The organism is Pseudomonas fluorescens, assembly GCF_018614655.1.
Classification (GTDB): Bacteria; Pseudomonadota; Gammaproteobacteria; order Pseudomonadales; family Pseudomonadaceae; genus Aquipseudomonas; species Aquipseudomonas fluorescens_BX.
This window is the reverse complement of sequence record NZ_JAGGOG010000028.1, coordinates 16,789-31,415: the sequence shown is the minus strand read 5'-3', so window position 1 is coordinate 31,415 and position 14,627 is coordinate 16,789. Positions and strand designations below refer to the sequence as shown.

The following is a 14,627-nucleotide window of genomic DNA, read 5'->3' as shown; positions in this document are numbered from 1 at the left end:
CAGCACCTCATGATGCGTGCCGACGCCAAAGTCGAAAAAATCTATCGCTACCCCAAGCCCGTCGACTTCCGAAAATCCATCGACGGCCTCGCCGCGCTAATCGAACTGTACATCAAGGTCGCAGTGTTTGACCCGGTGCTTTTCGTGTTCCTCAACAAGCCTCGCAACCGAGTGAAGATTTTGTATTGGGGGGTGTCACGAACGCTGGCGTAAGCCAGCGATGCTATATCAAAGATGGGGGTAGGCCTCCCGGAGTCTGCTTGCAGGAGCTGGCTCCAAACCACCCGGTGCTGCTGCGTTCAAAAGGCGTGTGGTGAGCGACCGTTGGAAAAGGCGCCGATATGTAGCCTTCATCATTGATGTTTACTCATGTTTTATCGTGGGCTGGCGGGTCAGTTCAGCACATGCGCACCTCCTTTGTCCTGGACGCACTGGAACAGGCATTGCGCGCACGTCAACCGGCACCGCACTGGCTGGTACATCACAGGAGGGGTGCAGTACCTGTCTATTCGCTATGCAGAGAGGCTTAGCGAGGCGGGTATCGAGTCCTCGGTGTGGAGTGTGGGTGACAGCTATGACAACGCTCTGGCCGAGACCGTCAATGGATTGTACAAGGCTGAATTTGGTCTCTAAGCAGGGTCCGTGGAGGACCGTGGAAGCCTTCGAGTGGGAAACCCTTAGTTGGGTGTCATGGTTCAATCAACAACGTCTTTTTGAACCCATTGGCAATATTCCACCAGCGGAATTTGAGGCACTATACGAGCAGGGTCAGGCAGCTTACCCGCAAGCCGCCTGACTCAAACCAATAAGTCTGCGCGAAACCCGGGGCGGTTCAGTCATCCAATACTACGCGCGGCGACGGTACCGTACAAAACACGGCGACGATGGCCTGGCGATCATGGCTGAATAGTCTGGCTGAGGAATAGGTGCGGAACATTCCAGTTCAAAGCGATCCAGAATCCGTGACCAGATTACCTTAATTTGCTGATAGGCAAACGAGCGGCCAACGCAACGGTGTTTTCCGCCACCAAATCCAATGAGTGAGAAAGGTTGACGCTTATCCTCTTCCCGACCAGGACCAAAGCGATCAGGATCAAACTCGTCGGGATTGGTAAAGACGCCGTGAAGGCGGTGTGTCACAGCCGGAGAAATCATTGCCAGTCCGCCGGAAGGAAGACGAAATCCTAGGCAATCGATCGGCTTTTCAATTAGGCGCATTGTTGTTACCACGGGAGGAAACAATCGTTCGGTTTCCTTAATGCAGCGCTCGAAGTGTTGCAGACTCCTCATCTCTATCGTAGTCGGTGATGAGGAGAGGTCAATATTCTTTAGTTCGCCAAATATTCGCGACATATGTTTTGGATTCTTAAGTAGCAGCAATCCTGTCGAAGTGCTAAGGCTCGCGGTAGTCCGATGTCCTGCGAAGAGAACGGTAAGAATAATCCCAGTGATAGTCTGGGCATCGATGGCAGTCCCATTCTTGTAGCGGGCATTGATTAGATTGCCGAGAAGATCGTCAGTAGACGCCCGCTTAACTTCTCTCTCGGCGATAATTTGTGAGATGAGTTGAACGATGCGCTCACGTGCCGCATCGCGCTGGCGCATCGCTGGAAGTGGAATATACGGGTTAAAAAATGCGACGAGATTGATACCGCGTTCTAACGCATGGTAAAGATCGACGAATTTTAACTTGTTAGACAACCGAAGAAAATCCTCGCCAAGAAAACAGCATCCACTAGTTAAAAAGGTTAGTTCGAACATTTCAGACAGTAAATCTATCTCGCCACTCTCCCCCCACGCGTCCAAGAAACGGTCCGTTTGCTCCGCGATTACCTGTGCATACCCATGTGCCTGACTATCTCTCAGCACCGGATGAAGAAAACTTACGTGCTCGTCGAAGCGTTCGGGGGCGATGTCATACGCGACTCCCGGCCCAAACACTGGCACCAGAAAACGAAAGATGTTGCGCATACTCAATTCGTCGTCCGCTGCACGAAAGAACACTTCGTTTGCCCTGGGACCGATTAGGGTATACACGGTTTGACCCATAAGTCGAAACGAAAATACCTCACCGTAGCGCCGGGTACCCTCCTGAAGTAGTCGAACTGGATTTCGCTTGAACGCGAGGCCTTGACCGATAAACGGCAACAAAGCGGGCATATGCGGGATAGTAGTGCGAGTGGTTGCGTTCATGGTCTCGTACTCTGCTAAAAATCAACTGGTTGCGGGAAAAAAACGCTATGGGGCGTCCGCGGAATTCAGAAAAAATCGTATTAAGCAAGTGCGGCTTATGTGCACCTCCTGATCCATTACGCCCCAAGCTCCGAATTAGGGAACAACGGAGCCAAAAAACAACGTTGCCACGGCGCCCATCCAGGAGAAGCCTAGCCCAACCTGACGTCACGCTTGACGGTGTATGATTACTTTCTATGATTAACTATCAATCGAATGGACGTATATATGCGCAAAATAAATTACAAAGGATAGATGATGAACCATTCCAGCCCTTTGACGCATCCAGAATGCCAACCATCGCGATTCCGCATGGGAACGCGCAGCCAATTATGAAAAGGAAGAGCGCCCATCCGCCCGGTGCGCAAAATTGTGATCAAGGGCGCAGTGGATGTTGTGTTCTTCCGCTCACCTTCAGCACACCTGGTTGTGGGTGGGGAGAACCAGGAAGCCATTCGTAACATCAAAACCCGCTTCGAGGGTAACAAGCTGGTTATCGAGCAGGAAGACGTTTCCATCAGTGGTGCCGGAGGCCGCATTCATCTCTCCGCTACCGGCAACATTTTTGCGGGTGGAAGGTTCAATGTCGCTGGATGTCAGAGCGGTATCACGGCGTAGTTTAGGCGCAGTTTAAGGGGCGCAGCATGGTTGGGATTGCGCTGCCTGAGGTGCCCAGTATCTGCACAAGGGCAGTGGTGATATGACCGACCTTGAGCAGGCCATACTCGATCTTGGCGTCCAGGGCTTGGGGGACGCACAGCCTTTGGCTGCGTGGATCATCTGGGCGCCGAGGTCGCCGGTTCAGGTGATGTGACCACCAGCGAACTGGTGGCTACGTCCGCCAAATTGACGGTGGCTGGCTCCGGCGACATCGACGCCCATGTCATCAATTCGGTGAAGGCCCGAGTAATGGGTTCTGGCGACATCATGATCCGGGGTAACCCTCTGATCAGTGATCATTCCGTTGCCGGTTCTGGCGACATCAAATTCAAGAAAAAGTAACGGTCAGGAGTAACCCGATCATGGCAACTACAGCGAAAACCCGATCTGTCACGCCTCACATTCCGGTGCAACTGGCCGAAAAGATCGATCTGATGGCTGAGCGCTTGGAGCGCTCCAAGAACTGGATCGTCAAGCAAGCGCTGTCCGCGTGGATCGACCAGGAAGAAGAGCGAAGTCGCCTGACCCGCGAGGCCTTGGCCGACGTTGGCGCTGGTCGCCTAATTGACCACCAGGCTGTTCAGGCCGGGTCGACAGCCTCAGTGCTGACACGCCGTTGTCGGGACCGCGCTGATGGATTTGAAGTGGACAAGCAAGGCGCTTTCCGACATTGCCAGGCTGTATGAGTTGAATCGCCCCGGATTCTCTAGGAGGGTGTAGACAAAATCAGGTGGTAAGTCGACGGGCGAGCATTCGAGCTTCGGCCAGCCATACCCATGCCTCGCACACATCAAATAACCGATCATGGTGCATGATCAGCCGCCTGGCTCGCTCATTCCAGGCATGAGTCCGTTCTACTACCCAGCGCTTGGGCATCACCACAAAACCACTCGGAGCCGGCGCTGCCGTAAACAAATCGCCTTGCTCTGAATGCCCATTCCCGGTTCGGCGATTATTTGCTCCTCTTATGACGTGGATCTGGACAGCATGACTATGTTGCGTCCGCTGAGCCCACTTTCCGGCATAGGCACTGTCGACGAACGGAGTACTCAATGATGGGTGCTTGCCCATTGAGGACGTCACTGCGGCGTCCGCAGCGTCTCGATCCTGCACGCTGGCTGCACTGATGCTCACAGCCAAAAACAGGCCCAAGGTATCAACGACGAGGCTTCGCTTACGCCCTTTTACCTTTTTGCCTGCGTCGTAACCACTTTCGCCCCCTTGGGGAGAGCTACGCGTTGATTGCGAGTCAAGAACACCGGCTGACGGCTTTTCATCACGATCTATCCGCTCTCGCCATTGGGTACGAAGTCGGTCGTGCATCTGCTCGAATTTGCCCTGAGCGCTCCACCGTCGAAAGGTTTTATAAATGTTGTCCCAGTGCGAAAACTCGCGAGGCAGCATTCGCCACGAATACCCGTACGCACGACATAGCAGCCCGCTTCCAAAAGCGTCCGCCGGGAGTGGCGAGGTGGGACGCCACGGCCTCTCGAGGCCTCAAACAAGTCAGCGACCAGAGTCCATTCTGCGTCGGTCAGGCAACTGGGATAGCGTTGCTCCGGCACCAGACGTCGATGCGCCTCGGTGTAGCCATAAGATTTACGAGGCGCGGGTGGTTGGAAGCTACCTTGGGCTCGTTCCTTTACACGAACAATCCCGGCGAGCTTTGTGGGTTGAGTTTGAAAGGGGAGTCTACCGAATGGGGGAAAAATCGTGCGTTAAGGTTTTCCGAGCGTAGGTAGACCTTCCAATTACCTATCCGGGCGGGTGTGCCAAAGGCGCAGCAGACAGATATTCGATTCCACAATCTCGTAGCGCATCTCGTAATGGCCGACTTGGATTCGGCGGACGTCCCGTGGTCAAACTCCTCAAGTCGTTCACTCATGCGTGGGTTGGCAAGCAGCGTGGTCGGTCCATGAACCATGTCCCGGTTGCCAACCGTCGGCGCGGTGGCTCACGGCCAATGGTTACAAATGTCGCAACACCAACGAACACGCCCGGCATCTATCGATGTCTGCAAGAGGGAACACACGCACCACGCCGGACAGGTAATACGCAGCATTTACAGCGAAAAATCTAAAAAGGCACGCTCGGAGCCGATCCCCGTAGCCGTAATCAATGACTTTTTTGAGTCTGCGAGCCACCGAGGTTGGCGGGAAGTCACGATCTTAACTATAAGTTTCGGTCATATATCGATAGCGGGGCTTGGCGTGAAGAAGATAGTCGGTGGCCACGCCGTAATCATAGGCGGCAGCATCGCGGGGCTCGTTGCCGCCAGGGTACTGTCGGAGCACTTCCAGCGGGTAACAATACTCGAGCGTGACCTGATCGACGAAGGTATGGCCTGTCGCAAAGGCACGCCTGGGGCGAGTCATTCGCATGGATTGACCAGTAAAGGCGCACGTGCACTCGAGTCGATTTTCCCCGGCATCAAGAATGAGCTCAAAATAGCTGGCTCGGTGGTATTCGATCATGCCCAGGGCATTAGTTCCCGGGTACCGAGCGGCCAGATACCGTTTTCGACGGTGGGGCAACCTATGCAGTTTTTTACCCGCCCCTTACTAGAATCGCTCATTCGTCGAAGAGTGATCGCTACGCCCAGGGTGCATTTGCGTGACGGCACACGGGTCACCGGCTTACGGACGGATGCGGCGGGCGAGCAGATCATTGGCGTGAACGCGATGCGTCATTCGGCAGGTGATGCGAAGGACATAGGGATGGAACAACCGATCTCGATATCGGCTGATTTCGTAATTGATGCTTCCGGCCGGTTTTCCCGGTTGACTCGCTGGCTAAGGGATATGGGTTATACCGTACCAGATGATCATGTCGTCGATGCCGGAGTAATCTATACCACCTGCATATTCAAAGGCCCTGATCGTGAATGGGAAGGTATTTATCATTTCAGCGAGGCTCCTCATGCGACACGTGGCGCCTATGTGCTGCGTACCGAGAAGAAAGAATGGTTGGTGACACTATCAGGCGCCCTGCGCGACAAGCCACCCGTGAATGAGCAAGGCTTTTTGGAGTTCGCGTTCAGCATGAATAACGCCGACATCACTGAGTTGTTGAAGGCCAGCACCCGCGTTACGTCGATTGTCAGTTACGCCCGAACAGAAAACCGTCTGCGGCTATATCACCTGGCTCCCCGCTGGCCCCAACGACTGGCCGTCCTAGGCGACGCCGTGTGCGCCTTCAACCCCGTGTATGGTCAAGGCATGTCGATGGCCACCTTCGAAGCGATCGCGTTGGGTGAGCTCATCGGTCGCCGCCGCGCCCGGTATGGACTCGACCAAGTGGGGAAACTATTCCAGGCCAGGCTGGCACGACTGATACGTTGGTCATGGCTGTTGGCGATTAGCAGTGACCTGATGTGGGAAGCCGAAATGCGCCGAACGAAGGCGTGGTGGGGAGCAAGGGCCTTTCATTGGTACAAATCGAAGCTATACGTTGCAGTGCTGAGCGATCAATACCTCCTGAAGGTAATCTTGGCGATCTCTCACATGGAGCGGCATGCCCTGAATCTGTTTCACCCGGTGGTCATGGCACGGATGTTTTACGCCGTGATCCAATCCCAAACAAAAAAGAAAAGGAGCAACATCCTGTCCCGTATTTCAATCGATCCACCCAAGGGTTGAGACTTCCGATGGATGCTCCTATTCACCGTATGCATTACATCCTCGACCGTCAGCGTCTTGCCCAGATAAGGGGCGGCGCACCGGATGCGGCACTTCGCATTGACCGTCTTGACCGCGCGATCAGGCTGCTCGTAGAGCATGCTCCTGAGATCGCCTGGACATTGCGTGAGGATTTTGGCCACCGCTCCTTCGAAGCCACATTAGTAACCGACGTGGCCGCATCCATCGACCAACTCAAGTATGCCAAACGTCAAGTACACCGCTGGATGAGGCGCGAGCGTCGCCGGGTATCGCCCGCAGCTTTGGCCCTGCTCGGGGCTAGGGCGTGGGTCGATTACCAGCCCAAGGGCGTGGTTGGCCTGATCTCGACGTGGAACTTTCCATTCAACGTTACCTTCGCCCCACTCGCCGGTATGCTCGCCGCGGGCAATCGCGTGATGATCAAACCGTCGGAATTTGCACCGCGCTCTTCGGAGCTGCTGCATCGGATAGTGGCCGAGGCGTTCGACGAGAGCGAGATCGCGGTGATCACGGGTGGTCCTGACGTGGGATGCGCATTTTCCGCATTGCCGTTCGATCACATGCTGTTCACCGGGGGGGCTTCAACCGCGCGGCATGTCATGCGTGCAGCGTCGGAACACCTGGTGCCAGTGACGCTCGAACTCGGCGGCAAGTCGCCTGCCATCATCGGCCGGGAAGCCAATCTGGATCTCGCTGCCACTCGGATAATTTTTGGCAAGACGCTCAACGCAGGGCAGGTCTGCGTCGCACCGGATTACGCATTGGTGCCCAAGGATCGTGTCGGGGCGTTCGTCGACGCACTCGCCCGCGCGACGAAGCGCATGTTCCCTTCGTTGCAGGACAATGATGACTACACCTCGATCATTAACGATCATCATCATGCGCGCCTGCTCGAACTGCTTGACGATGCCCGGGACAAAGGGGCAACGCTTCGCTGGCTCCATGCCGATCATAAGGCGCTTGACGGGCGTAGGATCGCGCCGGTGGTTATCCTCGACGCGGATGATGGTATGGCGGTCATGCAGGATGAAATCTTCGGACCCTTGTTGCCGGTGTTGCCTTACGATGGTATCGAGGATGCGATCGCACGGGTGAACGCACAGGGGCGTCCGTTGGCTTTGTACTATTTCGGAGAGAATCGTGAAGAACAGGAGCGCGTGCTCTCGCGCATCGTCGCCGGTGGCGTCACGATTAACGACACCCTAATGCACTTGGCGATGTGCGACCTTCCTTTCGGCGGCATCGGGCCTTCGGGCATGGGGGCTTATCATGGCTTCGATGGGTTTCGTACGTTTAGCCATGCGCGCGGAGCGTATCGGCAAGCGTGTTTGGATGTTGGACGTTTGTTGAGGCCACCTTACGGAGCGGTGGTGCGTGCGTTGTTGCATATGCGGATTCGGAGTTGAGCACATTTCAACGGCTTGAGCAGCACACTGTGCCGAGAGCTGTCAGTTGTAATTAGCCAGTTGTCTGAAAACGGTATTCACGCAGAAACCGGGCATCAACGATGCGTTTTAAAGGAGCTGAGCATCATGATAGAGACATTGGTTCTGGTCGACGAGGGCGGTAACGAGATCGGTCGTGGGGAAAAGTTGAAAGTTCATCAGGACGGGCTGTTGCATCGAGCCTTCTCCATTTTCATATTCGACCTTGGCGGCAGGTTGCTGCTTCAGCAGCGGGCCTTCGGGAAATATCATTCCGGCGGATTATGGACTAATACCTGCTGCGGCCATCCGAGGCCGGGGGAGTCAACCAGTGCGGCGGCGCACCGAAGGCTCCATGAAGAAATGGGTTTTGACTGCGAATTGGATGAGGTGACGACCCTCGTCTACCGGGAGCCGGTGCCCAGTGATGACAACCTAGTGGAGCATGAATTCGATCACGTCTTTGTAGGTGTATTCAATTCGTCTCCGTCGCCAGATGCCAGCGAAGCATCGGACTGGAAGTGGGCGGAAATAGAGCCATTGCTTCTGGAGATGGAGACCGAGCCAGGAAAATTCACGGTCTGGTTCAGGAAAATCGTCAACGAGCTCGATACCCAAGCCGGAAATAACTGGCTGGCGGCCCAGAGCATGGGTGCGCTCGAAGCCGTCAATGGGTATCAAAACAAAATTTTGCCAAGAGTGTCTCGTACCTTTGCTTTGACGATCCCGCAGCTGCCTCCAGGGCTTTGCACCGTGGTGGCCAATGCGTATTTGCTCTGTCGCATTGCCGATACGATCGAAGACGAGCCTGCGCTCACTAGCCAACAGAAGTTTCATTATGAGCACGCCTTCATCGACGTGGTTGCAGGGCGGGCGAACGCGGAGTCATTTAGTCGGGAGTTGTCGAACCTATTGACTGATCGAACTCTGGAAGCCGAACGCGACCTCGTGCGCAACCTGCCGCTGGTGTTGCAAGTATACGGGCGGCTGAATCCCGTCCAGAAGAATGCCATCGTCGATTGCCTGGAAGTCATGGGCAGGGGAATGTCCCTGTTCCAGGGCGAAAGCTCTTTGAACGGACTTGCGACGCGCAAAGACCTTGACCGGTATTGCTACTGCGTCGCGGGGGTAGTGGGAGAGATGCTTACGACGCTTTTCATCGACTTTGATGCATCCCTGGAAGCACAACGCACCAGGTTATTGCGTTTGTCAGTATCTACCGGTATCGGCTTGCAGTTGACTAACATCCTCAAGGATCGTTGGGATGACGAGCAACGTGGCGTGTGTTGGCTGCCCCGGGATCTTTTTGCCCGACATGCGGCCCCAGGCCAGCCAGATTTCGATGATGCGCGCGCCATTTCGGAGTTGATAGGAACCGCTCACGCTCATTTGCGGCTTGCGCTTGACTACGCCTTGCTCATACCCGCCAATCATGTCGGTATTCGTTGCTTCGTCCTATGGGCCGTGGGTTTCGCGTTATTGACGTTGCAAAAAATACATCTCCACCCGGGCATCCGCCGGGGGGATCAATACAAGGTGTCTCACCAAGACGTGGGAAGGGTGATGAATATGATCCGCCTGTACGCACATTCCGACGCGTCACTTCGGACTCTCTTCAAGGCGGCCTCTCGTGGCCTGCCATTGACGGCGCTTAATGTGGAATGGAATCAACATATTTCGCCCATCTCGACTTTAGCGCGTAGTTCTTGGGGGGTGGATGAGCCCCAGGAAAGACTGGACACCGTTTCCCCCCTTACGATAGGGGATCCTTTTTCGGACAGGCAAGAGCGACGCGAATCCTGAAAATAAACGGGTCGCTACCACCTTAAGTCGGTTGGCTGTTCCTGAGTTTTGTGTCAGGCGAGGTCATGGAGATCAAGGCGGAAGACATGGTTGTCGTGGCCAGAACCAAAACTGAAAAATAACGTATTGGCCGCTACTGTATTGATAGTCGATGATGAACGCGGTATTGAAAATTGACTCAATTACAATTAAGTGGCCATTGATCTATCAGAGGCAGCCCGCTGACCTCGATCTGGCAATCAGTTGCATCCAGCGTATCGTTGGCGAGAAAAAAGGCGCCCGTTACGGGCGCCATGTACATCAGGATATATTTAGAAGCTTCCGTGCATCCTTGAGCAAGAGCAGTAGGTGTTGATCGCCGGACGGCGAAGCTTCAAAACCAAAACGCCGGTAGAAGCGCGCAGCCTCTTCATCGAGGGGATGGGTGAGGATGGCGCGAATTCCTACTTGCTCGGCGATGATTAATGTCCGCAGGATGGCTTCCTGTAAAAGGCCGACTCCGATACCGCGTCCATGATCTCTGCGTGATACCGCCAAGCGGGCAAGCAAGGCGACCGGTATGGGATAGCCCCCCATGCCACGGCGTATACGCTCTGGGGCATCCAAGACATCGACCTGGCCAACGGTCAGGCTGACGTATCCAACTACACGCTGATTGTCCATTACGACGAAGGTGCGGGCTGAGCCGCTTGACTGAGCTTGCAGCGCATGGCGCTGCAACCAGTCGTTGAGTGCGGGTTTTCCGCAATCGAAGTCTGCTAGCGAGTGATCGGCAGTCAGCAACTGCGGTTTGGCCAGCACTTAGTTGCCCCATGGGGCCGAGCGGGAAAACAGGTCTTTCAGACCTGCATTGTCCCGGGCAGGACGATCCAACAGTTCGATGAACGCCTCAGCCTGGGCCCCATTAAGCAGGAAGAGGCGCTGGTCAATCAGCGTCTGCTCGGCGACTTGGTAAGCGCTGTCCAGAATGAAATCGGTCAGCGACTTGTTGGCCACCTGAGCGGCTCGGCGTAGCACCGTTTCCTGCTGGGGCGTAGCGCGCAGTCCCAGACGGGCGCTGCGCAGGGCGTTGGTAGACATGGCTGTGTCTCCTGTGATTTGGAAAAATGTTAGCACGTTGTACGTACGCATGCGAGTGGCGTTCGTTCAGAGATTGCCGGCTTCGGCAAAAGAATAGGCCTGTCCACTGCCGACAATCAGGTGGTCCAGCACCTGCACATCAACCTGAGCCAACAGGGTCTTGAGCACATGAGTGAGCACCCTGTCCGCAGGGCTTGGCTGCACATCGCCTGAGGGGTGATTGTGGGCCAGGATCAGCGCCGCGCAGTTGAACTCCAGTGCCCGCTGCAAAACGCGCCTCGGGGGCACCGAGGTGCCGTTGATAGTGCCTTCGCACAGAATGTCGAAGGCCAGCAGGCGATGGCGGTTATCCAGAAATAGTAGTGCAAACACCTCATGTTTCAGCGGTGCCAATCGCAGTTGGAGATAACGTTTCACCGCCTGCGGGCAGTCCATCAGTGGGCCACGTTGAAACAGGCGCTTTTCGAGTACGGCGATGGCCTGACGCACCAGGCGTTGTTCAGGCGGGGAGAGAATAGAGATAGCACAGTCCGTGCTGTAAGACGAAGTCATGGAACCTCCAAGCAGAGTGGGGAGGTTCTGCCCCAAGGGGCCGAACCCCATTAGGAAGGATGAATGGACCCATGAGGGCCGCAGAAACGCGTTCAACACCGTATTGCGGTGCCGTAGCCGTGACGAACGTGGGCTACCTGGGCATGTTGCTGATCACGTCAGCAAGCATTTCGGAAAACTTGGGGCGCTCAACCATTCAACGCTGCCAGTGGGGTTTTGGATTTGGCCTTACCGCGTCAAGTGGCGCAGCGTGTCATTGTCAATCAGGCGCAGAGGCGACGGGGCACTCAATCCGTTTTGCTGGGCTACCGCATTCTGTAGCGTCTCGCCTGTGCATCTCTTTTTATGGTCGTTGCCCTACATCACTCTTGAGCTGCGTCTGAGCGCTCCCACTTCACAGGTTCGATGCCGCGCGCACGGTCGATGTCCTGTGCCATACGGATCGCCGCGTCGAGCTCACTGATTCCGTCTCGCAGCATCAGGGCATGACGGGCGGCTTTTTCTTCGGGTTCGGTCATCGCCAGGGCGAGGTACAGGCTGGGCGGCACGGCGCGGAACAGCAGTTCCATCGACTTGGACAGGATCACCCCCTCGCAGTACTTGCCCGACTCCTTGCGGGCCGACAGCATCAACGTTTTCTGCGCCGGGCTGAGCGCGCGGAAGCGGGCGACTTTCTCCACTTCATCCGTAGGCATGCTCAGGCAGATCCACCACTCGATCATGTTGAGCATGGGCTCGGCGGCCTTGGGCAGGTCGTCGAGGTTTTGCGTGGCCAGCCAGAACCAGGCCCCCAGTTTGCGCCACATCTTGGTGATCTTGACCACATACGGGGCTAGCAGTGGGTTCTTGGTGATGATGTGGCCTTCGTCGGTGACGTTGATGATAGGCCGGCCGAGCATCTGGTCGCGTTCGGCGATGTTGTTCACCGTATTGAGCAGCGACAGGTAGGCGATCGACAGCTGGGCGTTGTAACCCTCGCGGGCGAAGGTGGCCAAGTCGACGATGGTGATATCCGCCTCCGGCCAGGGCGTACCGGGACGGTTGAACAGCTCGCCGTCCAGCCCCTGACAAAACAGGTCCATGGCTTCGGCCATTTCCTGCAGGCGATTGCGCCGTGCCTCGGGCAACGACAGGTCTTGGCTGCGCACGACCAGTGCATGACGCACATCCTCGGTCAGCACGGTGCGATGAGCTGCTGCGCAGCGCTGCGCGGCATCGAGGATGCACTGTCGAATCAGGCTGCGGTCGGCGCGAGTCAGGCGGGCTTCCTCCTTGTCTTCGCCGCCAGTGATCATCAGGCGGGCGGTGATCTCCAGTTCGCCGAGGACATCGCGTTGTTCGTCGCCCTGCATGGCAATGGTCTCTTCCAGATTTTCGGTGTCGAGGGTTTGCACTTGATCGGGTGTCTCGACCAGTCGTCGCGCGTCGGCGAAGGGGGCCAGTGAGACACCTGTGCTGGCTGACAGCTTGACCCGGTGCACGCTTAGGCCCAAGCGCTTGGCAAAGTCGCCAAATAGGCCGAACGAGTTGCCGGCCTCGACAATGAACAGGCGAGGGCGATACAGGGCGGTGATCTGGTTAAGCAGGGTGTTGAGCGTGGCCGATTTGCCCGAGCCCGTGGGGCCAAACAGGAATAAGTGCGCGTTCATCTGCCGATCCAAACGGTTTAAGGGATCGAACGTGATCGGACCGCCGCCCCGGTTGAAGAAGGTGATGCCAGGATGGTCCGTGCCTTGGCTGCGCCCCCACACGGGGAGCAGGTTGGCGATGTGTTGGGCGAACATCAGCTGGCTGTACCACTGGCGTTTGTCCTGCGCCGGATCGAACACAGCAGGCAGCCAGCGCAGATAACTGCTGAGGGGTGCCACTTCATCTCCTTCGCGCACGGGCTGCAAGCCAGCGTTGAGCAGAACGTTGGCCAGTTGCACGCCCCGGGCATCCAGGTCAGACAGCGATTCGCCTTGCAGGTAAAACGCCAGACTGCCGCGATACAGCTTGTGCGCACTGCCGATCAAGGCGCGAGCGTCCTGCACGTCGGCGCGGGTTTGTTCCGATGCCAACGTATCGCCGACCGACTTGCGGCTCAGGTGATTGAGGTGCGCTTCCAAGGTGTCCTGCGGGGTGACTATCAGGGTCAGGCAGATCACCGTGCCTTCGGGCAGTTGGTCGAATAGACTGTTGATCGCATCGCCTTTTTTTGTCTCGCCAGTGAGGTGGCCGGAGAGTGGGGCAGAGCGCAGGCGATCGATCACAACCACCCGATGCGGCCGACCATCAAACGCCCAAGTGCCGCAAGTGACCTCCGAGCGCGGCTGGCTGAAGAACAGGCGCTGTGCAAAGTCGGTGCCGCTGGCCAGTTCCACATCATCATCGCCGATAGGTTCGGGATAAGAAGCCAGACGGTAAAAACGCTCGCGATCAGCGCGTTCGGTGCCTAGATGGCAAGGGTGCGGATTGAACCAACGCAACAGCCAGGCGTGAATATCAGCGCCCTGCATACGTTGCGCTCGAACACCCGCATTAGCGAGCCCGCCGAGCAGGCGCTCGCACACCGTATTCAATGCCTCTTCCGGCGACTGTTGTCGGCGTCCAGATTCAGCACCGCCCACCCGCCGATATACCACCATCCGTACGTGACGGTTCTGTCCGCGCCAGGGCAGGCGGGTCAGGGCGGTATCCTCGAACAACCCGCCTGGCCTGGAGATCGCCTGCAGGTGGTGGGCAACACTGTGCAGGTAGAACTCGGTGAATGAACTGTCCTTGGCCCGAGGCTGAACATAGCGCCGTAGGCGATCCAGATAGCCGTCCCAGTCGGTATCGTTCTGCGCGTAGAACTGGACTACCCATGGATGCTCGTCCAGTTCATCGAAACTGTCTTGCAAGGCGTTTTCGACGGCATCACGGGCGTGTAACAGCCAAGCGGCCTCGCGGCCTTCGGTGCCCAGGGGCGTCAGCTCAAAGAACGCCGCGACGGACTGGCCGTCCTCCAGCAGCATGCACTGGGACTGGGGTAAGTATTCGACCCACGGCAGCAGGTCCACGAAGGACGGGGTGATTTCATAAAGGCTGGCCTCATCCTGCTCGGTGGCGGGGCGGCGCGGGAAGCTGCCCGGAATGGGAATACCATGCTCCGCCAGTCGCGCCAGATAGCGCTGCCAGGTATCTGGCTTGTCGCTTTCATGTTCAACCGACTGTCGTCTGCAAGGCCAACGCATGC

The 14,627-nt window shown here is 56.7% G+C and carries 11 protein-coding genes and 4 pseudogenes; 8 read left to right on the top strand and 7 right to left on the bottom strand.

Annotated features, from left to right (window positions below; all coding sequences use genetic code 11):
* Positions 1-9: 9 nt before the first annotated feature.
* Together tnpB and J7E41_RS25290 are read left to right on the top strand one after the other, a co-directional pair.
* Positions 10-213 carry an IS66 family insertion sequence element accessory protein TnpB gene (tnpB, locus tag J7E41_RS28205; RefSeq protein WP_251029676.1) on the top strand — a complete coding sequence of 68 codons (204 nt, stop codon included), beginning with the start codon at positions 10-12 and terminating at the stop codon, positions 211-213.
* A gap of 112 nt (positions 214-325) precedes the next feature.
* Positions 326-796, top strand: a pseudogene (locus J7E41_RS25290) (DDE-type integrase/transposase/recombinase); the annotation flags it as partial.
* A 50-nt stretch (positions 797-846) separates the two neighbouring features.
* On the opposite strand, the gene J7E41_RS25285 reads toward J7E41_RS25290, so the two are convergent.
* Positions 847-2,193 (bottom strand): cytochrome P450, encoded by a 1,347-nt coding sequence (locus J7E41_RS25285; protein WP_214997014.1) that lies wholly within the window; start codon positions 2,191-2,193, stop codon positions 847-849.
* A gap of 399 nt (positions 2,194-2,592) precedes the next feature.
* Here J7E41_RS25285 and J7E41_RS28200 point away from each other — a divergent pair, with 399 nt between their 5' ends.
* From J7E41_RS28200 to J7E41_RS25275, 3 genes and pseudogenes are all read left to right on the top strand, one after another.
* The gene (locus J7E41_RS28200; protein ID WP_251029675.1) at positions 2,593-2,850 is read left to right on the top strand and encodes a hypothetical protein; all 258 of its coding nucleotides are present in this window, start codon (positions 2,593-2,595) and stop codon (positions 2,848-2,850) included.
* A 153-nt stretch (positions 2,851-3,003) separates the two neighbouring features.
* Positions 3,004-3,234: a GIN domain-containing protein gene (locus J7E41_RS28195; RefSeq protein WP_353049426.1), complete on the top strand. Its 231-nt coding sequence runs from the start codon at positions 3,004-3,006 to the stop codon at positions 3,232-3,234.
* A 20-nt stretch (positions 3,235-3,254) separates the two neighbouring features.
* Positions 3,255-3,526, top strand: a pseudogene (locus J7E41_RS25275) (CopG family ribbon-helix-helix protein).
* 92 nt (positions 3,527-3,618) lie between these two features.
* Here the strand turns inward: J7E41_RS25275 and J7E41_RS25270 are convergent.
* A pseudogene (locus J7E41_RS25270) lies at positions 3,619-4,559 on the bottom strand (IS5 family transposase); the annotation flags it as partial.
* An 84-nt stretch (positions 4,560-4,643) separates the two neighbouring features.
* Positions 4,644-4,846 (bottom strand): annotated as a pseudogene (locus J7E41_RS25265) (type II toxin-antitoxin system RelE/ParE family toxin); the annotation flags it as partial.
* 256 nt (positions 4,847-5,102) lie between these two features.
* Here J7E41_RS25265 and J7E41_RS25260 point away from each other — a divergent pair.
* The 3 genes from J7E41_RS25260 to idi all read left to right on the top strand — a co-directional run bounded on the left by J7E41_RS25260 (position 5,103) and on the right by idi (position 9,778).
* Positions 5,103-6,530: an FAD-dependent oxidoreductase gene (locus J7E41_RS25260; protein ID WP_214997013.1), complete on the top strand. Its 1,428-nt coding sequence runs from the start codon at positions 5,103-5,105 to the stop codon at positions 6,528-6,530.
* Positions 6,531-6,538: 8 nt separating this feature from the next.
* Positions 6,539-7,957, top strand: coding sequence for a coniferyl aldehyde dehydrogenase (locus J7E41_RS25255; protein WP_214997012.1), 1,419 nt, complete (start codon positions 6,539-6,541; stop codon positions 7,955-7,957).
* Between the two features lie 126 nt (positions 7,958-8,083).
* On the top strand, positions 8,084-9,778 hold the full coding sequence (idi, locus tag J7E41_RS25250) for an isopentenyl-diphosphate Delta-isomerase (RefSeq protein ID WP_214997011.1): 1,695 nt from the start codon (positions 8,084-8,086) through the stop codon (positions 9,776-9,778).
* Between the two features lie 300 nt (positions 9,779-10,078).
* Here the strand turns inward: idi and J7E41_RS25245 are convergent, their stop codons facing one another.
* From J7E41_RS25245 to J7E41_RS25230, 4 genes are all read right to left on the bottom strand, one after another.
* Entirely contained in the window at positions 10,079-10,579 is a 501-nt protein-coding gene (locus J7E41_RS25245; protein ID WP_214997010.1) for a GNAT family N-acetyltransferase, read from the bottom strand.
* Positions 10,580-10,858 carry a DUF1778 domain-containing protein gene (locus tag J7E41_RS25240; RefSeq protein WP_214997009.1) on the bottom strand — a complete coding sequence of 93 codons (279 nt, stop codon included), beginning with the start codon at positions 10,856-10,858 and terminating at the stop codon, positions 10,580-10,582.
* A gap of 66 nt (positions 10,859-10,924) precedes the next feature.
* On the bottom strand, positions 10,925-11,410 hold the full coding sequence (locus J7E41_RS25235) for a JAB domain-containing protein (RefSeq protein ID WP_214997008.1): 486 nt from the start codon (positions 11,408-11,410) through the stop codon (positions 10,925-10,927).
* Between the two features lie 362 nt (positions 11,411-11,772).
* Positions 11,773-14,625, bottom strand: coding sequence for a conjugative transfer ATPase (locus tag J7E41_RS25230; RefSeq protein ID WP_214997007.1), 2,853 nt, complete (start codon positions 14,623-14,625; stop codon positions 11,773-11,775).
* Positions 14,626-14,627 lie beyond the last annotated feature (2 nt).